Annotated in this window: 14 protein-coding genes and 1 tRNA gene; 7 read left to right on the top strand and 8 right to left on the bottom strand. The window is 64.2% G+C overall.

The window, feature by feature from the left end; genetic code table 11:
- Positions 1 to 70: 70 nt before the first annotated feature.
- From glgX to ACO06J_RS03810, 7 genes are all read right to left on the bottom strand, one after another.
- A complete protein-coding gene (gene glgX / locus ACO06J_RS03840; RefSeq protein WP_421759377.1) occupies positions 71 to 2359 on the bottom strand; it encodes a glycogen debranching protein GlgX in 2289 nt (762 codons plus the stop codon).
- A complete protein-coding gene (locus ACO06J_RS03835) occupies positions 2244 to 3875 on the bottom strand; it encodes an alpha-D-glucose phosphate-specific phosphoglucomutase (protein ID WP_421759376.1) in 1632 nt (543 codons plus the stop codon). Before ACO06J_RS03835 ends, glgX begins: the two co-directional genes overlap by 116 nt.
- A complete protein-coding gene (gene glgA, locus ACO06J_RS03830; protein WP_421762443.1) occupies positions 3856 to 5316 on the bottom strand; it encodes a glycogen synthase GlgA in 1461 nt (486 codons plus the stop codon). The genes ACO06J_RS03835 and glgA overlap by 20 nt, the downstream gene beginning before the upstream one ends.
- A gap of 32 nt (positions 5317 to 5348) precedes the next feature.
- Complete coding sequence (glgC, locus tag ACO06J_RS03825; RefSeq protein WP_421759375.1) at positions 5349 to 6620, bottom strand: glucose-1-phosphate adenylyltransferase; 1272 nt, start codon at positions 6618 to 6620, stop codon at positions 5349 to 5351.
- A 110-nt stretch (positions 6621 to 6730) separates the two neighbouring features.
- The gene (gene glgB, locus ACO06J_RS03820) at positions 6731 to 8959 is read right to left on the bottom strand and encodes a 1,4-alpha-glucan branching protein GlgB (protein ID WP_421759374.1); all 2229 of its coding nucleotides are present in this window, start codon (positions 8957 to 8959) and stop codon (positions 6731 to 6733) included.
- Positions 8932 to 11409, bottom strand: a complete 2478-nt coding sequence (locus ACO06J_RS03815; protein ID WP_421759373.1) for a glycogen/starch/alpha-glucan phosphorylase — start codon at positions 11407 to 11409, stop codon at positions 8932 to 8934. The genes glgB and ACO06J_RS03815 overlap by 28 nt, the downstream gene beginning before the upstream one ends.
- Positions 11410 to 11544: 135 nt before the next feature.
- A complete protein-coding gene (locus tag ACO06J_RS03810; RefSeq protein WP_421759372.1) occupies positions 11545 to 13389 on the bottom strand; it encodes a monovalent cation:proton antiporter-2 (CPA2) family protein in 1845 nt (614 codons plus the stop codon).
- A 237-nt stretch (positions 13390 to 13626) separates the two neighbouring features.
- Here ACO06J_RS03810 and ACO06J_RS03805 point away from each other — a divergent pair, with 237 nt between their 5' ends.
- Positions 13627 to 14565, top strand: a complete 939-nt coding sequence (locus ACO06J_RS03805; protein ID WP_421759371.1) for a nucleoside hydrolase — start codon at positions 13627 to 13629, stop codon at positions 14563 to 14565.
- A gap of 47 nt (positions 14566 to 14612) precedes the next feature.
- Positions 14613 to 15230 (top strand): LysE family translocator, encoded by a 618-nt coding sequence (locus tag ACO06J_RS03800; RefSeq protein ID WP_421759370.1) that lies wholly within the window; start codon positions 14613 to 14615, stop codon positions 15228 to 15230.
- Here ACO06J_RS03800 and ACO06J_RS03795 read toward each other — a convergent pair whose 3' ends face one another.
- A complete protein-coding gene (locus ACO06J_RS03795) occupies positions 15231 to 16640 on the bottom strand; it encodes a phosphomannomutase (protein ID WP_421759369.1) in 1410 nt (469 codons plus the stop codon).
- A gap of 118 nt (positions 16641 to 16758) precedes the next feature.
- Between ACO06J_RS03795 and ACO06J_RS03790 the strand changes: the two genes are divergently transcribed.
- From ACO06J_RS03790 to ACO06J_RS03770, 5 genes are all read left to right on the top strand, one after another.
- Positions 16759 to 16998 (top strand): hypothetical protein, encoded by a 240-nt coding sequence (locus ACO06J_RS03790; RefSeq protein ID WP_421759368.1) that lies wholly within the window; start codon positions 16759 to 16761, stop codon positions 16996 to 16998.
- A 41-nt stretch (positions 16999 to 17039) separates the two neighbouring features.
- Positions 17040 to 17606: a DNA-3-methyladenine glycosylase gene (locus ACO06J_RS03785; protein WP_421759367.1), complete on the top strand. Its 567-nt coding sequence runs from the start codon at positions 17040 to 17042 to the stop codon at positions 17604 to 17606.
- A gap of 75 nt (positions 17607 to 17681) precedes the next feature.
- The gene (locus tag ACO06J_RS03780; RefSeq protein WP_421759366.1) at positions 17682 to 17984 is read left to right on the top strand and encodes a hypothetical protein; all 303 of its coding nucleotides are present in this window, start codon (positions 17682 to 17684) and stop codon (positions 17982 to 17984) included.
- A 24-nt stretch (positions 17985 to 18008) separates the two neighbouring features.
- Positions 18009 to 19133 (top strand): PQQ-dependent sugar dehydrogenase, encoded by a 1125-nt coding sequence (locus tag ACO06J_RS03775; protein ID WP_421759365.1) that lies wholly within the window; start codon positions 18009 to 18011, stop codon positions 19131 to 19133.
- Positions 19134 to 19207: 74 nt separating this feature from the next.
- Positions 19208 to 19283 (top strand) — tRNA-Ile (locus tag ACO06J_RS03770).
- The last annotated feature ends 83 nt before the right edge of the window (positions 19284 to 19366 follow it).

The raw sequence follows: 19366 nt of genomic DNA, 5'->3' as shown, positions 1-19366 counted from the left end.
CACCCAGCCCAAATGAAAAAAGGCTGCAGTCGCGATCAGCGGCTGCAGCCTTTCCATTTGATCCGGTCCGTTATGCTTCGCGCGGTGTCTCTTCCGGCGGCGTCTCGACCGGCGCCTCGTCGGGAACATTGTCGGGGACGCCGACCGGCTCTTCCACCGGTTGCGGCTGTTCGGGCTGCGGCGGAGTTTCCTGCGGTGGGCTTGGCGGCACCTCCGGCGGGTTCTCGGGAATCTGCGCCTTGACCAGCACCACCACTGAGCGCGGCGGCAGCGTCACGGCACCATCGGCAAGCGGCACCACCGCCTTGTCATCCGACACCAGCCCGAGCGTCCAATAGCCCTGCGGCAACCGCCCCAGCACCGGCTCGATCCGGCGGTTGAACCACACGATCAGGTCCTCATCGCTGGTCTGCAGCCGCATCCCCAGCACCGAACCACCCGCATCATTCCAGTCGCCGTCGTTCATCTCCCGGCCGTCCGGATGCAGCCATTCGACATCGCGAACGCCGTTCTTGGTCTGGCCGCTGAGGAAGTGATCGTGCGTCAGGGCCTTGTGCTTCTTGCGAAACGCACTGAGAGCGGCGACATAATCCACCTGGTCGCCGTCCGCCTTTTCCCAGTCGACCCAGGTGATCTCGTTGTCCTGGGCATAGGCATTGTTATTGCCCTGCTGGGTGCGGCCGAACTCGTCGCCCTGCTGGATCAGCGGCACGCCACGCGACACGAACAGCGTCGCGAGCAGCGCCCGCACGTCCCGATGCCGAGCGGCATTGATCTTTTCGTCGTCGGTCGGGCCTTCGACGCCGCAGTTCCATGAGTTGTTGTTGTTGTGGCCATCGCGGTTCTGCTCGCCATTGGCCTCGTTGTGCTTGTCGTTATAGGCAACGAGATCAGCGAGCGTGAAGCCGTCGTGCACGGCGAGAAGGTTCACGCCTGCGCTCGGCTTGCGGCCAGCGAAATTGAAGATTTCTGCCGACCCGGCAACCTTGCCCGCCAGCGCCCCGATGCGATGCTGGTCGCCGCGCCAGAACGAGCGCACGTCATCGCGATAGGTGTCGTTCCACTCGCGGAATTCCTTGCCGAACTGGCCCAGCTGATAGCCGCCTGGACCCGGATCCCAGGGTTCGGCAACGAGGATCGACTTGCCCAGCACCGGGTCGGCCTTGATCATCTGGAGCAATTCAGCGTTTGGGTTGAACCCCGGCTCCCGCCCAAGGATCGGCGCAAGGTCGAACCGGAAACCGGAGACCCCCATATCTTCGACCCAGTACTTGAGGCTGTCGATCACCAGCCGCTGCGTTGCCGGATGGTCGCAGCGTAGCGTGTTGCCGGTGCCGGCATCGTTGACGAGGTGCTGCTTGCCGTCCACTTCCACGTGCCGGTAGTAGGTCTTGGCATCGAGCCCCTTGAGGCTGAGGATCGGCCCGTTATGGTCGCCCTCCCCGGTGTGGTTGTAGACCACGTCGAGGATCACCGAGATCCCCGCCTTGCGGTAGACATCGGTCATGTTCCGCAATTCCTGCGGCCCGCGTGGCGCAAGGCGTGGATCAACCGCGAAATAGCTGACCGGGTTATAGCCCCAGGCATTGGTCAGCCCGAGCGCCGGCAGGTGGCCATCATCGATGAACGCCGCAATCGGCATCAGCTCGACGGTGTCGACGCCGAGGAACTTCAGGTGGTCGATAACGCGCTGCGTCGTCAGCGCAGCAATCGTGCCACGCAGCGGCCCCTGCACCGAGGGGTGGCGCATGGTGAAGCCGCGCACATTGAGTTCGTAAAACAGGGTCGGCGCCTTGCGCCGCGGCATCACCGGCGTGTTCTCGGCACCCACCACGATCGCCTTTGGGATCAGCGGAGCGGTATCCACCCCCTCTTCCCGCGATAGGCGCAGGCGCGGCGAGCGCACGAATACGCGGTCGAGCCGGCGTGCATACGGGTCGACCAGCAGCTTGTGCGGATCGAAATAGAACCCCTGGTCCGGATTGTACTCGCCATCGGCGCGAAAGCCGTAGCGCGCTCCTGCGCCAATCCGCGCGACAAGGCCGTGGTGGACATTGTTGTCGTGGCCATCAAGCTCGAACCGGCCAATTTCCTTGTCGAGCTCATCGTAGACCGAGACCCACAGGGCGGATGCGGTTTCCGAATAAACCGCGAAGTTCACCCCTTCGGGCGTCAGAGTTGCGCCCAATGTGGCGGCAGAACCGCCGCCCTTGACCAGGTCTGGCTTCAAATCTGCAGCATCCTCAAGTGATAACGCTCGGCGCATCACGGCCGGTGCGGGAACGAATTCCGGCGAGTCCATCGGCGATGCTGATGAGGGACGCCAGGGCAGATTGGGTGTCGAGATCGTGCTGTCCATGTGGGGGCTCATACCGTTCGAGGTATAGCCGCAACGTTGCGCCAACCGTCCCGGTTCCACTCAGCCGAACAACAATGCGGCTGCCGTCCGTAAACCCGATGCGCACGCCCTGCTTGGCGCTCGATGAGCCATCGATAGGGTCGTGATAGGTGAAGTCGTCCGCAAACGCGACTTCGCGTCCCTCAAGCCGCGTGCCGGCAAGACTCGGCAGCTTGGCACGCAGATCTTCCATCAGCGCATTGGCGGCACCGCTGTCGACCTCGTCATAATCGTGTCGGGTATAATAGTTTCGCCCATAGGTCGCCCAGTGATCGACGACGATCGCATCCGCACTCTGCTTGCGCGCTGCGAGGATGTTGAGCCAGAGCAGCACCGCCCAGAGCCCGTCCTTTTCGCGCACATGGTTGGAGCCCGTTCCCGCGCTCTCCTCGCCGCAGATCGTCACCCGGCCTGCATCCAGCAGGTTGCCGAAGAACTTCCAGCCCGTGGGCGTCTCGTGCATCTCGACGCCGAGTTTTTCCGCCACCCGGTCCGCCGCAGCGCTGGTCGGCATAGATCGTGCGATACCGGCGATACCCGCCTTGTAGGCCGGTGCGTAGGGCGCGTTGGCGGCAAGAATGGCGAGAGAATCCGATGGCGTCACGAACCGGCCGCGCCCGATGATCAGGTTGCGGTCGCCATCGCCGTCCGAAGCTGCGCCGAAGTCCGGAGCATCCGGCCCCATCAAGAGGTCGTAGAGCGGCTTGGCGTAAACGAGGTTGGGGTCGGGGTGCCCACCGCCAAAATCCGGCAACGGCGTGCCGTTGATCACCGTGCCGACCGGCGCCCCCAGCATCCCCTCGAGGATCTTGTGGGCATAAGGTCCAGTGATGGCGTGCATGGCATCGAACTGCATCCGGAAGCCCGAGGCGAACATCGCCCGGATCTGGTCGAAATCGAAGATCGTCTCCATCAGCGCCGCATAGTCGGCCACCGGGTCGATGACCTCGACCACCATGCCGGCCGAGTGGTGCGTGCCGATACAGTTGAGGTCCACATCGGGTGCATCGACGGTCAGGTACCGGTCGATCACCTTGGTGCGCGCGAACACCGCGTCGGTGATCTGCTCGGGCGCCGGCCCACCGTTCGAGACATTGTACTTGATGCCGAAATCGCCATCCGGTCCGCCCGGATTGTGGCTGGCAGAGAGGATGATCCCGCCGAACGCCTTGTGGTGGCGGATCACATGGCTCGCGGCGGGCGTCGAGAGCAGCCCGCCCTGCCCCACCAGCACGGCACCAAAACCATTGCCGGCGGCAATCTTGATGATCTTCTGGATCGCGACGTCGTTGAAATACCGGCCGTCCCCGCCCAGCACCAGCGTCTTGCCCTTGATCCCGTCGAGGCTGTCGAAGATCGACTGCACGAAGTTCTCGACATAGTTGGGCACCATGAACGCGGCCGTGCGCTTGCGCAGGCCCGAGGTCCCTGGCTTCTGATCGCCAAACGGCTTGGTCTCAATCGTCTGTATCGGCATCGCGTTCCAGCCCCAGAATGTCCGCGTATAGGTCGGCGTATTTTTTGGCGCTCAACTCCCAGGACACGTCCGACTTCATCCCGCGCCGCTGCATCTTGTGCCACACCTTGGGGCGCTCGTAGAGCGCTATGGTGCGGCGGATGCCTTCTGCAAATGCGTCGGCTGTCGCCGGTGCAAACACCACGCCGGTGGCAACGCCCGCCTCCACCGCCGCTTCGTTGGCATCAATCACCGTATCCGCCAGCCCGCCCACCCGACTCACCAGCGGCACGCAGCCATAGCGTAGACCATACAACTGCGTCAGCCCGCACGGCTCGAACCGCGACGGCACCACCATCACGTCCGCGCCCGCCTGGATCAGGTGGCTGAGCGCTTCGTCGTAACCAATCTCCACCCCGACCTTGCCGGGGTGCCGCGACGCAGCGGCCTTGAAGCCATTCTCGATCTCCGGATCGCCCGAGCCGAGCACCAGCAGCGTCGCACCGCGCGCCACCATCTCGTCGATCAGCGGCACCATCATATCGAGTCCCTTTTGCCAGGTGAGACGGCTCACCACCGCAAACAGTGGCCCGCTCCCCGGCTCGATGCCGAAGCGGCCGCACAGCGCATCCTTGTTCACCGCACGCTGCGGGATGCTGGCGGCGCCAAAGGTCTGCGGCAGCGCCGCATCCTTCATCGGGTCCCAGGCGAGGTCGTCGATGCCGTTGAGGATGCCGTGCACCTTGTCGGCGCGCACCTGCAGCAGGCCCTCGAGCCCCATCCCGAAGGCCGGGGTGCGGATTTCGTTGGCGTAGGTCGGGCTCACCGTGGTGATCGCGTCGGCACAGGTAAGGCCCGCCTTGAGGTAGCCAATGCCGCCAAAATACTCGATCGCACCCTCATTGGCCGAGCGGTAATCGAGCTTCAGCGAATTGAACACGTCCCAGCCGAACCGGCCCTGGAAGGCAATGTTGTGCACGGTCAGCACGGTCTTGGCCGGTGTCGGCGCGTTGTAGATGTTGTAGGCGGGCACCAGCGCGGCCTGCCAGTCGTGACAATGGAGGATCTGTGGCTGGTAGCCCTCGACCGTGCCGCGCGCCAACTCATAAGCGGCAAAACTCAGCGCCGCAAAGCGCTGCGCATTGTCCGGCCAGTCGACGCCGGCACTGTTCACATAGGGGTTGCCCGGCCGGTTGTAGAGATGCGGCGCATCAACCGCGATGACATCGAGCCCGCCTGCCCGCCCGGCGATGAGGCGTGCCTCACCGCCAAAGAAGTTGGAAAAGTACCAGACCTCACGCCCGCCGGCCAAGGCCTCCATGACCTTGGGATAGCCGGGCATCAGCACCCGCATCGAAACCCCGTGTGGGGCCAGCGCCGCCGGCAAAGCGCCAACGACGTCGGCCAAGCCGCCCGTCTTGATCAACGGATAGGCTTCGGAGGCGACCGACAGGACTTCGATCATGGGTACTCACTCGTTGTACTGACTGATGCTTACTTGGTCGCCAGATAGCGGTCGATCATCGGCTGGGTGACGAGCGTTACGCCTTCTGCGGTGCGGCGGAACCACTGTGCGTCGAACTCTGGATCCTCACCGACGACAAGCCCCTCGGGGATCTGCACTCCACGATCGACCACGACCTTTTTGAGCCGCGCTCCGCGTCCGATGGTGCAATAGGGCAGCACAACCGCCTCATGCAGCTCGGAATAGGAGTGAACGCGAGATCCTGTCGAGAGCAGCGTCCGGTTCAGCGAACCGCCCGAAACGATGCAATCGCCCGACACCAGGGAGCTCACCGCAGAACCGCGGCGGCCGTCGAAATCGTGCACGAACTTGGCGGGCGGCGTGATCTCGGCAAAGGTCCAGATCGGCCAGTCGCGGTCGTAGAGATCGAGTTGCGGCAGCACGTCGGTGAGGTCGATATTGGCCTTCCAGTACGCATCCACGGTGCCGACGTCGCGCCAGTAGGCGACTTCTTCGTTCGCGGAGCGCACGCAGGAGCGTGGGAAGCGGTGCGCCCAAGCCGAGCCGTTCTTGACGATATAGGGGATGATATCCTTGCCGAAATCGCGGCTCGAGCCTTCGGTCGCGGCGTCACGGCGCAGCTGTTCCATCAGGAAGCGCGTCTCGAACACATAGATGCCCATCGAGGCCAGCGCCATATCCGGCTTGTCCGGAATGCCCGGCGGATCCTTGGGCTTTTCGACGAAATCGACGACGCGGTCGCGCCCATCGACATGCATCACGCCAAAGCCCGAGGCTTCCATGCGCGGCACCTCAAGGCAGCCGATGGTCACATCGGCACCGGTGTCCACATGCTGGCGGAGCATGATCTCGTAGTCCATCTTGTAGATGTGGTCGCCCGCCAGCAGCACGATGTAGCGCGGGCCGTAATCCTCGATGATGTCCATGTTCTGGAACACCGCGTCGGCCGTGCCTTCGTACCACTGCGTTTCCGACACGCGCTGGCTCGCCGGCAGCACGTCAAAACTCTCGTTTCGCTCGGTGCGGAGAAAGTTCCAGCCGCGCTGCAGGTGGCGGATCAGGCTGTGCGCCTGATACTGCGTCGCCACCGAGATACGGCGGATGCCGGAGTTCAGCGCATTGGAGAGCGCGAAATCGATGATGCGCGACTTGCCGCCGAAATACACCGCCGGCTTGGCGCGGCGATCGGTCAATTCGAACAATCGTGTTCCACGGCCGCCAGCCAGGACATATGCCATCGCTTCGCGGGCCAGAGGCGACGGGGTACGGTAGTCAGCCATGCTTATTTCCTCCCAGAGCGTGATCCAGATTTCCAGCCAACGGTTCAGGTCTGGTCACGCGTTACTCCAATATTTGCCCCGCTTGTGCGGGGTCGTGCTTAGGTTCGTTTCTAACTCGGGTCGTACTTCAGATAGAGCGTCGACAGCGGCGGCAGGAACAGGTCGGCATAGGGTCCCAGACCCTCCACTTCGCTGGATTTTGCCACCACCCTGCCCTGGTTGCCCTTGTTGCTGCCGCCATACCAGCCGGCATCGGTATTGAGCCGCTCGACCCAGTTCCCCGCCAACGGCATCGGTACACGGTAGTTCTCGCGCGGCACCGGCGTCATGTTCGAAATCACCACCACCGGATGCTGGCCGGGTGCCTTGCGGGCCCAGGCAAACACCGAATTGGCGTGGTCATTGCCGATCAGCCACTCAAAGCCTTCCGGCTCGTTGTCGCGTGCATGGAGCGCTGGCACTTCGCTATAGACGGCGTTGAGATCGCCCACGAGGCGGCGGATCCCGTCATGCGCGCCGGCCTCGAGCAGCCACCAGTCGAGCCCCTTGGCCTCGTTCCATTCCTCGCGCTGCGCGAACTCCTGGCCCATGAACAGCAGCTTCTTGCCCGGCCAGGCCCACATGAACCCGTAATAGGCGCGCAGCCCGGCAAACTGCTGCCAGTCATCGCCGCCCATCTTGGCGAGCAGCGAGCCCTTGCCGTGCACCACTTCGTCGTGGCTCAGCGGCAGGATGAAGTTCTCCGCAAAGCCGTAGAGCGCCGCGAAAGTCATGTCGTTGTGGTGGAACCGGCGATGGATCGGGTTGCGCTCCATGTAGCGGAGCGTGTCGTTCATGAACCCCATGTTCCACTTGAAGCCAAACCCGAGCCCGCCCGCGCTGGTCGGCGCACTGACACCGCTCCACGAGGTCGATTCCTCGGCGATCATCATCACGCCGGGGTGCAGCCGGTAGGCCTCCGCATTGACCCGCTGCAGGAACGCCACCGCCTCGAGATTATGGTTGCCGCCGAACTGGTTGGGCACCCACTCTCCAGCCTTGCGCGAGTAGTCCAGATAGAGCATCGACGCCACGGCATCGACCCGCAAGCCGTCGAGATGGAACTTGTCGAGCCAGTAGAGCGCGTTGTTGACGAGGAAGCTCGTCACTTCCTTGCGCCCGAAATTGTAGATCGCCGTGTTCCAGTCCGGATGGTAGCCCTGCCGCGGATCGGCGTGCTCGTAGAGCGCCGTGCCGTCAAAGCGCGCCAGCCCATGCTCGTCCGTCGGGAAGTGCGCCGGCACCCAGTCGAGGATCACGCCAATCCCGGCCTTGTGCGCGCTATCCACAAACCGCGCGAAACCCGCCGGATCGCCAAACCGCGCCGTCGGCGCATAGAGCCCCGTTGGCTGGTAGCCCCAGCTCGGGTCAAACGGATGCTCGGTGATCGGCAGCAGTTCGAGATGGGTGAACCCGAGGTCGGCGATGTACGGGATGAGCTGCTCGGCCAGCTGGTCGTACGACATGAAGCCGCCATCAGCGCGCCGCCGCCACGAGCCGAGATGCACCTCGTAGATCGACACCGGCTTCCGCCGCCAATCGACCTTGGCGCGTTCCGCCATATAGGCGGCATCAGTCCACTCAAAGGGCTTTGGATCGGCAACCACCGAAGCGGTCTTCGGCCGCATCTCGGATTGCCGCGCAAACGGATCAGCCTTCAGCGGCCGAAGCTTGCCGTTCGGTCCGACGATTTCGTATTTGTAGACCTCGCCCGGGCCGACCAGCGGCACGAACACTTCCCAGATGCCGGTATCGATGCGGCAGCGCATCGGATGGCGCCGCCCGTCCCACTCGTTGAACGGTCCGACGACGCTGACGCGCTGCGCATTGGGCGCCCACACCGCAAAATGCGTGCCGCTGACACCCTCGAAATCCATCGCATGGGCGCCGAGCTTGTCGAACAGCCTGAGGTGCGAACCTTCGGCGATGTAATAGTCATCCATCGGCCCGAGCACCGGCCCGAAGCTGTACGGATCGAGCACGTTCCACTCGCCGCCCGAATTGCGGGCATGAAAGCTGATCGGCTGCAGCTTGTCGATGGCGACCTCGCCCTCGAAAAACCCCGCGGGGTCCCGCTGCGCCAACTCGCCCAGGAGGCGATTGTCGAGGGTACGAGCGGAAATGGATTCGGCATGCGGGACAAACGCCCGCGCCACCCACTTGCCATCATATTCGTGCAGCCCCAGCACCCCGAACGGATCGGTGTGGCGCCCTTCGACGATTGCCCTGATTTCGCTTTCGTCAGTCTGCCACTTTGCTTTGCTCACGCCTGTTACCTCCCGGGTACCGGGACTCCCCATATCTCCTCGGCATATTGCCGGATGGTTCTATCAGAGGAGAAAAAGCCCATGTGAGCCGTGTTCCGGATCGCCATGGAATACCATTTACGCGGCGTGATCCAGATGTCGTCGAGCTTTCTCTGCGCGGCGGCATAGGCGTCGAAGTCGCGCGCCACCATGAACCAGTCGTGGTCATAGAGCCCGCCGATCAGATCGCGGTAGCGGTTCGGATCGTCCGGCGAGAACACACCGGTCGAGATCGCTTCGAGCGCCTCACGCAGCATGGGCGACGCCTCGATTACCGACCGCGGCGGCACGTTGGCCGCCCGGACCTCGGCCACCTGTTCGGTGGTGAGCCCGAAGATCACCATGTTGTCCGGGCCAACCTGCTCCAGCATTTCAACGTTGGCGCCATCGAGCGTGCCGATGGTCACCGCACCATTGGCCATGAACTTCATGTTGCCGGTGCCGGAGGCTTCCATGCCCGCTGTCGAAATCTGCTCGCTGAGATCAGCCGCCGGCATGATCCGCTCGGCGAGACTGACGTTGTAGTTGGGGAGGAACACGACCTTGAGCAATCCACGCACGGCCGGATCGTTATTGATCACTTTGGCCACATCGTTGATCAACTTGATGATCAGCTTTGCGTTCCAATAGCCCGGTGCGGCCTTGCCGGCAAAAATCTTCACCCGCGGCACCCAGTCCTTTTCCGGGTGCGCCCGGATCATGGAGTACTGCGCCACCGCTTCGATGATGTTGAGCAGCTGGCGCTTGTACTCGTGGATACGTTTGACCTGCACATCGAACAGCGCATCGGGGGAAACCACCACCCCGAGCCGCTCCTTGATGATCTTGGCGAGGTCTTCCTTATTGGCGCGCTTGACCGCTGCGAACCGCTCCTGGAACAGCGGATCATCGGCGTGCTTGTCGAGCCCGACGAGGAGATCCATGTTGTCCTGGAAATCCGGCCCGATACGCTCGGCAACGAGACTAGTGAGCCCCGGATTGCACTGCATCAGCCAGCGCCGCGGCGTCACGCCATTGGTCTTGTTGTTGATCCGCCCCGGATAGAGCCGGTTGAGATCGGAGAACAGCGTCTTCTTGACGAGGTCCGAGTGCAGCGCCGAAACGCCGTTGATCGAGTGTGAGCCGACGAACGCCAGCTGTCCCATGCGAACCCTGCGGCTGCCGCCTTCGTCGATCAGCGACAGGTTGGCGATCTGTGCGTCGGTAAAGCCGCCCATCTTGCGCGCCTCACCCAGCACTTCAGCGTTGATGGCGTAAATGATCTGCATCTGGCGCGGCAGCATGCGCTCGAGCAGCGCCACCGGCCACGTCTCCAGCGCCTCGGGCAGGAGCGTATGGTTGGTGTAGCCGAACGTCGCCTTGGTCAGCTTCCAAGCCGGTCCCCATTTGAGGCCGTGAATGTCGATCAGGATGCGCATCAGTTCGGCAATCGAGATCGCCGGATGCGTATCGTTGAGCTGGATCGCCACCTTGTCGGACAGCGAACCGAGGTCGCCATATTGCTGCATGTGGCGGCGCACGATGTCCTGCAGCGAGGCCGAGGAGAAGAAGAACTCCTGGCGCAGCCGCAATTCCTGGCCGGCCGGCGTCGAGTCGGCGGGATAGAGCACCCGGGTGATCGATTCCGCCCTCGCACTCTCCTGCAGCGCGCCGATGTGGTCGCCGGAATTGAACTTGTCGAGCAGGATCGGGTCGATCGGCTGGGCCGACCACAGACGCAATGTATTCACCCGCGCCCCGCGCCAACCGACGATCGGCGTATCGAAGGCCACCGCGAGCACGTGCTCGCCCGGCTGCCATTCGAGCCGCGTCGAGCCATCGGGCTCGGGGATCGGCACGACCTTGCCGCCAAAGCCGACTTCGTAGGAACTCTCGCGCCGCTCGAATTCCCACGGGTTGCCGTGAGCGAGCCAGTCTTCGGGCAGTTCGACCTGCCAGCCCTCGCTCATTTCCTGCCGGAACAGGCCATGAACGTAGCGGATGCCATAGCCATAGGCCGGGATCTTGATCGAGGACATCGATTCAAGAAAACACGCCGCAAGGCGGCCGAGGCCACCATTGCCGAGCGCCGCATCGGGCTCGAGATTGATCAGGTCGCCCAGGTCGACGTTGAAGTTCTTCAGCGCCTCGCGCATCGGCTCCATCACGCCGATATTGCTCATCGCATCGCGCATCAGGCGGCCGATGAGGAATTCGAGGCTGAGGTAGTAGACCCGCTTGTGCGACGTCCGCCAGGTCTCGCGACTGGACTCCATCCACTGATCGATAACCCGGTCGCGGACGGTGAGGATTGTCGCCCTCAGCCAGTCATGCGGCCGCGCAACGATCGCGTCCTTACCTATTGAATAGGTGAGATTTTCAAGGATCTCAGACTGCAGCGCCTCAACACTGAGCGCGCGCTTCTGAGGCTTGGGGGCATCCAATACGATCGGCTTTTGCGGCATTGTCGCAATCCATATTCATGGCGATGTAGTCCCCTCTACGCCTGAACTGTTGCATTGAATCGACACGGAAGGAAGTCCCATAAAATCCGAGTCATCAGGCTGGTAAAGCAAGTGCCGCTTGCAGTCTGACAAGCCCTACCGCGCCGCGTCCGGCGTGGGTGCGAGGATCGGGTCGGTTGGCCCCGCCACCGTGCCGCTTTCGCGCGCCTGGTCCTCGGCATTCGACAGCAGCAGGTCGCGGCTCGCCATCATGCCGCCTACGATCTGCGCCGAGAACCGCTGCCGGTCGCGCTCGCGCACACCCAGCACAATCTCCGCGACTTCGTCCTCATCGGACCCCAGCGCCTTGAGCGTTTCTGCCCCGAACTCCAGTGCCGATTCGTACACCTCACGGATCTGGTAATCGACGCCGAGCTTGACCAGCTCGATTGCGTGGCCACGGTCGAAGGCGCGGGCGAACACCTTGGCGAGCGGAAACTCCCCCTTCACGAGATCGACAATCGCCGAAGCCGCGTGCTTGTCGTCGACGCAGATCAGGATCGCATCGGCACTCGACGCTCCGGCGGCGTGCAGGATATCGAGCCGCGTGCCGTCGCCGTAATAGACTTTCATCCCGAACTGCCCGGCGGCCCGGATCATGTCCGTGTCATTGTCGATGATCGAGATCTTGTTGCCCTTGGCAATCAGCGGCTGCGACGCGATCTGGCCGAAACGGCCAAAGCCGATGACCAGCACATTGCCCAGCAGTCCATCAGGTTCCTCGACCCCGTCCATCGACTGTTCGGGTTCGGGAATGAGCTTGAGCAGCATGGTCGAAAACGGTGTCAGCGCCATCGAGATGATCACCGTCGCCGTCATCATGGCGTTGGTCTGCGCTGTGAGTATTCCGCCCGCCGTCGCCGTGGTGAACAGCACGAAGGCGAACTCGCCGCCCTGCGCCATCAGCACCGCGCGCTCCAGTGCGTCGGATTTGCTCGATTTGAGCAGCCGCGCCAGCCCGTAGATCGCGCCGCCTTTCACCAGCATGTAGCCCACCACCAATGCGGCGATGATCTGCCAGTTCGCGGCGACCACGTTGAGGTCCAGCGACATGCCGACCGCGAGGAAAAACAGCCCCAGCAGCAGCCCGCGGAACGGCTCCACATCGGCTTCAAGCTGGTGCCGGAAGGTCGAGGTGGAGAGCAGGACGCCGGCAAGGAACGCGCCCATTGCCATCGACAGCCCGCCCACCTGCATGATCAGCGCGGCACCCAGCACCACCAGCAGCGCCGCCGCCGTCATCACTTCGCGCGCCCGTGCCGCCGCCAGAATCCGGAACACCGGGTTCAGCACCCAGCGCCCGGCAAACACCACCGCCACCACCGAAACCGCTGCAAGGCCAACGCTGAGCCAACGCGACCCGGCATCGCCCCCCGCCCCGGTCGAAGGCGTAATCAGCGCCAGCACAGCCAGCAGCGGCACGATGGCCAAGTCTTCAAGCAGCAGGATCGAAACGATCTGCTGTCCGCCCGGCGTCTGCATCTCACCCCGCTCGGTCAGCAGTTGCATGACGATCGCGGTGGAGGTGAGGACAAAGCCCATTCCCGCCACGAACGCGACCGTCGGCGGAAAGCCCAGCACGATCCCGACAAGCGTCAACAGGATGCCGCAGAGCGCCACCTGCATGATGCCAAGGCCGAAAATTTGCTTCCGCAGCGCCCATAGCTTGGAGGGCTCCATCTCGAGCCCGACGATGAACAGGAACATCACGACGCCCAGTTCGGCCGCATGCAGCACCGATTGCGGATCAGCGACCAGCTTCAGCCCGAACGGCCCCACCACCAGTCCGGCCGCGAGATACCCCAGCACCGAGCCGAGGCCCAGCCGCTTGAAGATCGGCACGGCGATGACCCCGGCGGCCAGCAGCGCCACCACCTGGGTCAAGTCGACGCCACCACCATGCGCCACCGCCTCGACAACCTGTGCTACGTCGCCTGCCATACCAACCTCATGAATAAGGTTCCGATGGTTGGGGATTCAGCCCTTCGCGTCAAGGCTGCCAGAGTGGGCAGGTGCCGTGCGACTGGGCCTTGGCTCCCGGCGCGTCCCGCCTGAGACGTCGACAGCATTAACGGCCGGCACACTCAAAACGTCCGGTCTTGTCGACGCCGCGCCCATGGCTTCGTAAGATGGGAAAAATGATTCACCAAACTGACTCACTCGGAAGGGCCTGGCCTGATGGCGCGCAAGATTATTATCGACACTGACCCCGGCCAGGACGACGCCGTCGCTATCCTGCTGGCGCTCGGCTCGCCCGAGCTTGAAGTGCTGGCGCTGGTGGCCGTTGCGGGCAATGTCCGCGTCACGCAGAACGCCCACAACGCCATGCAGATCCTCGAGGTCGCCGGCCGCCCGGATGTGCCGGTCTATATCGGCTGCGAGCGCCCGATGCGGCACCCGCTGATCACCGCCGAATATGTCCACGGCAGCAGCGGGCTCGATGGCCCCACCCTGCCCGAGCCGACCACCCCGTTCCAGACCCAGCATGGCGTCGACTACATCATCGACACGCTGATGGCGCATGAGCCAGGCACGATTACGCTCTGCTGCCTTGGGCCGCTGACCAATATCGGCATGGCCATCGTCAAGGCACCGCAGATCGTGTCGCGCATCAAGGAAATCGTGCTCATGGGCGGCGGCTGCTTTGAAGGCGGCAACATCACCCCCGCGGCCGAGTTCAACATCTATGTCGACCCCGAAGCCGCTGACCTCGTCTTCCGCTCGGGTGTCCCGATCACCCAGGTGCCGCTCGACGTCTCGCATTCCATGCTGACCACCAAGGCGCGGGTGCAGCGCTTCCACGATATGGGCAACCGCGTCGGCACCGTCACCGCGGAGATGCTGGAATTCTTCGAGCGCTTCGACGAGCAGAAATACGGCTGGGAGGGTGGCCCGCTGCACGACCCCTGCGTCATCGCCTATCTGCTGAAGCCCGAATTGTTCAAGGGCCGGCACATCAACGTCGCCATCGAAACCGCCAGCGAGTTGACCCGCGGCATGACCGTCGCCGATTACTGGGGCGTCACCGGCCGCGCCAAGAACGTCAACTACCTGCGCTCGGGCGATTCCGATGGCTTTTACGCCCTGCTGTTCGAGCGCCTCGCCCGCCTGCCCTGATCAACCGGCCCCAGCGGCCTTCGCATGCCTGACTGGACCGCCCTGATATGGACCTGCTGACCCTCACCGCCTTCACCGTGGCCTATCTCGTCGCGGTGCTGGTTCCCGGCCCCGGCGTTGCGGCGATTGTCGCCCGCGCGCTGGGCGGCGGCTTCAATGCCGCCCTCCCGCTGGTTGTCGGCATATTGGTGGGCGACCTGCTCTATTTGATCTTTGCGCTCTTCGGCCTCGCCGCCATCGCGCACTGGTTCAGCCCGATCATCCTGATCATCCGATGGGCCAGCGCCCTCTACCTGCTCTACATCGCCTGGCAGTTCTGGAGCGCCAAACCAGGCTCCGAACAGATCGGCGCCAAGCGCGAGGAGAGTGCGTGGAAGTCCTTCCTCGCCGGCTTCGCGCTGACCCTCGGCAACCCCAAGACCATCGTCTTCTATCTCGCCCTGCTGCCCACCGTGGTGCCGCTTGACCAGCCCATCACCGTTCTCGGCTTTGTCGAGCTGACCGCCGTGGTCACCATCGTGCTGCTGGTCGTCGGCTGCGGCTACGCCTGGCTTGCCGCCTTGGCACGCGACTTCTTCCAGTCGCCCAAGGCGCTGCGCCGCCTCAATCGCGGCGCTGGCGTGATCATGGCGAGCGCCGCGGTATTTGTCGCGCTGCGGGGCTGACTACCGGACCATCACCGCAGCAGCGTTCATCCCCCAGGCCAGCAATTCCTGCGCGCGCTCCGGCGTCACGCCCTCGACATAGCACCTGAGCTCCGGCGCATTGCCCGAAGCGCGGTAGTGTACGCTATCGCCTGAGGCGAGCGAGAAGCGCGGACCATCAATGGTAGAAACGCTTTCCACTTCACCAACTGCGCTGAAATACGTCGCCGCGTGGCCCGGCGCGACCAGGTAGTTAAGGAACGCCGCGCTCCGCTCGTTCGGCACGTCGGCCAGCCGGTCGCTCAGCGCCGCACGCACCGGCAATGTCGCGATCAGTTCAGCCACGGAGAGCCCGAGCTTGGCCGCGCTCCCCAGCACCGCGAGGATCGGCAGCACCGCATCGCGCGTCGGCAACGCGGTCAGCACCCGGCCCGAGAGCTCCACATCGCTCCCCAGGAGCACCCCGCCATTGGCCTCGAACCCGACGATCGCCCCGCCGGGCTCTGCCGCCGCGGTAGCCATGCCGCCGATCACATAGGGCGAACCCACCCGCGTGCGGATCACCTGCCGGAACCAGCCGACGCCCTCGATCGCCGAGTTCGACGTCACCGGCGTCACCACCCGGTCCGCCCCCACAAACCTTGCGGTCAGCAGCCCCAGCACATCGCCGCGCACAAACGCGCCATTGCCATCGATCAGCAGCGGCCGGTCGCCATCTCCGTCAGTCGAAACGATCGCATCGAGATGGTGCTCGGTAATCCAACGCAGCCGTGGTTCATAGATCGGGTCCGACACCGCTTCGGTATCCACCGCCACGAACGTCTCCGACCGCGCAAGCCGTACCACATCAGACCCGGCTCGCGTCAGCAGCGACACCAGGAGGTCGCGTGCCACCGAGGAATGCTCAAACACCCCAACCCGCCACCCGGCGAGCGCATCAGCCGCCAGCATGAACCTGTAACGCTGCCGGTACCGGTCTCCCGCCAGCGCCACTGCATCGGCCGGCCGTGCGGACCCGCTCACTGCCTGCGCTGGTAATGCCGTGAGAATCCCCGCCTCGTCCGCCTTGCTGATCTCTCCGGCCGGGACATAGAACTTGAGCCCGTTCCGGTCCGCCGGAATATGGCTCCCCGTCACCATGATCGCCGCCGCGCCCAGCGCCATCGCATGCAGCGCCAGCGCCGGCGTCGGCAGCACCCCGCAATCCACCGCCTCGAGCCCGGCCCCCGCTATCGCCGCCGCGCAGCCCGCCGCAATGGACGCACTCGACGCCCTGAGGTCCCGTCCCAGAAACACCCGGCCCGATCCCAACTGCCCGGTCGATCGCAAATGGCCCACGAACGCCGTGACATACCGTTGCGTCGCCGCCCCGCTCAGTTCCGACGCGAGGCCGCGCAGCCCGCTGGTTCCAAACTTCAGAGAATCCACCATCCATCACCCCAAACCGACACCCCAGTTTTGGCATGCCGCCCGTGACGCGCAACCCTCGATCTGCGTCATGTTGTGTCACGTTAAGGATTCGTTCATCCGCATGGCTGAACATTGCCCAATGCAGATTCAGAAACGCACGATGAACTGGCTGCCCCGCGCCTCGCTTTTCAACGAGGCCGAGGCCGCACGCATCAAGCGCAAGGCGCAGGCGCAGGCCGACATCGCCAACGCAGCCTCGATGAATTCCAGCCTCATCTCCGCGGGCCTGTCGGTCACTGGGGATTCGGTCAACTTGAGCTTCCGCATCGCCGCCAACCGCATCCAGACCAAGTCCACCAAGAAGGTCGGCATCTCCTAAGCCGGGCTTGATTTTGCCGGACGCCTGGGCTCAATCGCCCCATGTCCCGCGCCATCGATCCAATGTTCTTCGATCGTGAAGTCACCCTCGTCGCCCGCGACCTGCTGGGCGCGACGCTGCTCGTCGACGGCGTCGGCGGCATCATCGTCGAGACCGAGGCCTATCACCCCACCGAGCCCGCCTCCCACGCCTATATCGGGGTAACCGCCCGCAACGCCTCGATGTTCAAGGGGCCGGGCACGGTCTACATCTACCGCTCCTACGGCATGCACTGGATGTTCAACATCGCCTGCACAGATGCCGCCGCCGTCCTGATCCGCGCCCTCGAGCCCACTGAAGGCATCGAGCGGATGGCCGAACGCCGGGGCCTCAGCGCCCCACGTCAACTGGCGTCCGGGCCCGGCAAACTCTGCGCCGCCCTCGCCATCGGCAAGCGCCATGATGGTCTCAGCATCGCCGATCCCCTCTTCACGCTCACCCTCGCGGCAGAGCCACCGCCAATCGTGATCGGCCCGCGCATCGGCATCTCCAAGGCAGTCGACCTCCCCTGGCGCTTCGGAATTGCCGGCTCCGCCTTCCTGTCGCGGCGCTTTGCCGCCTCAGCCTGAGAGGGCACGCGGCGGGTTCCATCCCGCGCCGGGTTTGTTTAGGGTGCGCGCCAAATCAAATAAGGAGAATGCCCCGTGCCGGTCGACGCGCTGATCAAGGAACTGCTGCAGTCTGGCAGCATGAACGAAGACACCACCGCCGATCTCAATCGCATGCTGGGCGAGTTCACAGCTGGCACGCTCCACGCCGACGATGCCGCCTATATCGCTGCACTCCATGCTCGCCTCAGCGGCGCCCCGCTCCCCGAAGAAGCCGCGGCACCCGCCGCCGAAGCCGAGCTCGACGGCCTCAGCATCACGCAGTGGCGCGAGCGCGCCCTCGCCGCCGAAGCGCAGCTTGCCACATTGACGTCGGCTTCTGCCCCCACGGTGAACTGACCCGTCCACCGCTCCGGAGTTGTCATGCGCCTCGCCCTGTTGCTCGCCGCCGCTCTTGCGGCGATCTCCGCCAACCTGGCACAGGCAGCGCCCGATGTACGGCTTGCCCCTGAACTGCTCGCCGAAAATCTCAGCCTGCCGGTCGCGCTCACCGCCCCGGCGGGCGATCCCCGGCTCTTCGTGGTCGAGCAGACCGGCCGCATCGTGATCCTCGCCGACGGCAAGCGCACCGAAACGCCATTCCTCGATATCAGCAGCAAGGTCAGCTCCGGCAACGAGCAGGGCCTCCTCGGCCTCGCCTTCCACGCCGACTACGCCAGCAACGGGCGCTTCTTCGTCGACTACACCGACCGCGGCGGCACGACGAAGATTGTCGCCTACAAAGTCTCGGCTGACCCCAACGTCGCCGACCCAGCCTCAGCGACCGAACTGCTGTCGATCAAGCAGCCCTTCGCCAACCACAATGGCGGCTGGATCGCCTTTGGGCCAGATGGCCTGCTCTATGTCGGCATGGGCGATGGCGGTGCCGGTGGCGATCCCGGCAAGCGGGCGCAGAACCCCAGCGAGTTGCTCGGCAAGATCCTGCGCATCGACGTCAACGGCGGCGCTCCCTACGCCATTCCTCCCGGCAACCCGTTTGCAGCAGGTGGTGGCGCGCCCGAAATCTTCGCCCTCGGCGTCCGCAATCCCTGGCGCAACGCCTTTGACGGAGATCACCTGATCATCGCCGATGTGGGGCAGGACAAGTGGGAGGAAATCTCGACAATCCCCCTCGCCCAGCCTGGCGCCAATCTCGGCTGGAACCGCATCGAAGGCCCCGCCTGCTTCGGCGCTGCGACCTGCGACAGGACCGGCCTCATCGCCCCGATCTACAGTTACGCTCACGCTGATGGCGGCTGCTCGATCACCGGCGGCCAAGTCTATCGCGGCAAGGCGATCCCGGAACTCGCAGGCCAGTATTTCTTCGCCGATTTCTGCGCCGGGTTCGTCCGCTCCTTCGCCATCGCCGACGGCAAGGCCGGCGAGGTGACCGATTGGACCCCGGCCCTCGGCGTCGGCGCCATCACCTCGTTCGGCACGGACGCGGCAGGCGAACTCTACATCACCAGCATCGAAGGCAATCTCTTCCGCATCACCCGCGCCAAGTGATGCAAGCCGGTCGCGCCATCTCCGGTTGACCTCTCCGGTACGCCTGCTATTTGAGGCCTGCTGCGTTGTCGGCAGGGCCTATAGCTCAATGGTTAGAGCCGACCGCTCATAACGGTCTGGTTCCAGGTTCGAGTCCTGGTGGGCCCACCAATCTTTTCAATCACTGAACTCGCAAGACACGTGGGGTCTGCAACGTCTTCCCCAACCTCATGCCGCTTTTCGAGCGGCGTGAC

The sequence above is a fragment of the Devosia sp. genome (assembly GCF_965229025.1).
Classification (GTDB): Bacteria; Pseudomonadota; Alphaproteobacteria; order Rhizobiales; family Devosiaceae; genus Devosia_A.
The sequence above is the reverse complement of the archived record's forward strand: the minus strand, read 5'-3'. Positions and strand labels throughout refer to the sequence as shown.

Excerpts from the sequence above, each read along its gene's own strand:
- ACO06J_RS03815 (WP_421759373.1), bottom strand. The coding sequence starts at position 11,409 with ATGCCGCAAAAGCCGATCGTATTGGATGCCCCCAAGCCTCAGAAGCGC.
- glgX (WP_421759377.1), bottom strand. The coding sequence starts at position 2,359 with ATGGACAGCACGATCTCGACACCCAATCTGCCCTGGCGTCCCTCATCA.
- ACO06J_RS03775 (WP_421759365.1), top strand. The coding sequence starts at position 18,009 with ATGCGCCTCGCCCTGTTGCTCGCCGCCGCTCTTGCGGCGATCTCCGCC.
- ACO06J_RS03805 (WP_421759371.1), top strand. The coding sequence starts at position 13,627 with ATGGCGCGCAAGATTATTATCGACACTGACCCCGGCCAGGACGACGCC.
- ACO06J_RS03795 (WP_421759369.1), bottom strand. The coding sequence starts at position 16,640 with ATGGTGGATTCTCTGAAGTTTGGAACCAGCGGGCTGCGCGGCCTCGCG.
- ACO06J_RS03785 (WP_421759367.1), top strand. The coding sequence starts at position 17,040 with ATGTCCCGCGCCATCGATCCAATGTTCTTCGATCGTGAAGTCACCCTC.
- glgB (WP_421759374.1), bottom strand. The coding sequence starts at position 8,959 with ATGGGGAGTCCCGGTACCCGGGAGGTAACAGGCGTGAGCAAAGCAAAG.
- ACO06J_RS03810 (WP_421759372.1), bottom strand. The coding sequence starts at position 13,389 with ATGGCAGGCGACGTAGCACAGGTTGTCGAGGCGGTGGCGCATGGTGGT.
- ACO06J_RS03790 (WP_421759368.1), top strand. The coding sequence starts at position 16,759 with ATGCAGATTCAGAAACGCACGATGAACTGGCTGCCCCGCGCCTCGCTT.
- ACO06J_RS03800 (WP_421759370.1), top strand. The coding sequence starts at position 14,613 with ATGGACCTGCTGACCCTCACCGCCTTCACCGTGGCCTATCTCGTCGCG.
- glgC (WP_421759375.1), bottom strand. The coding sequence starts at position 6,620 with ATGGCTGACTACCGTACCCCGTCGCCTCTGGCCCGCGAAGCGATGGCA.
- ACO06J_RS03835 (WP_421759376.1), bottom strand. The coding sequence starts at position 3,875 with ATGCCGATACAGACGATTGAGACCAAGCCGTTTGGCGATCAGAAGCCA.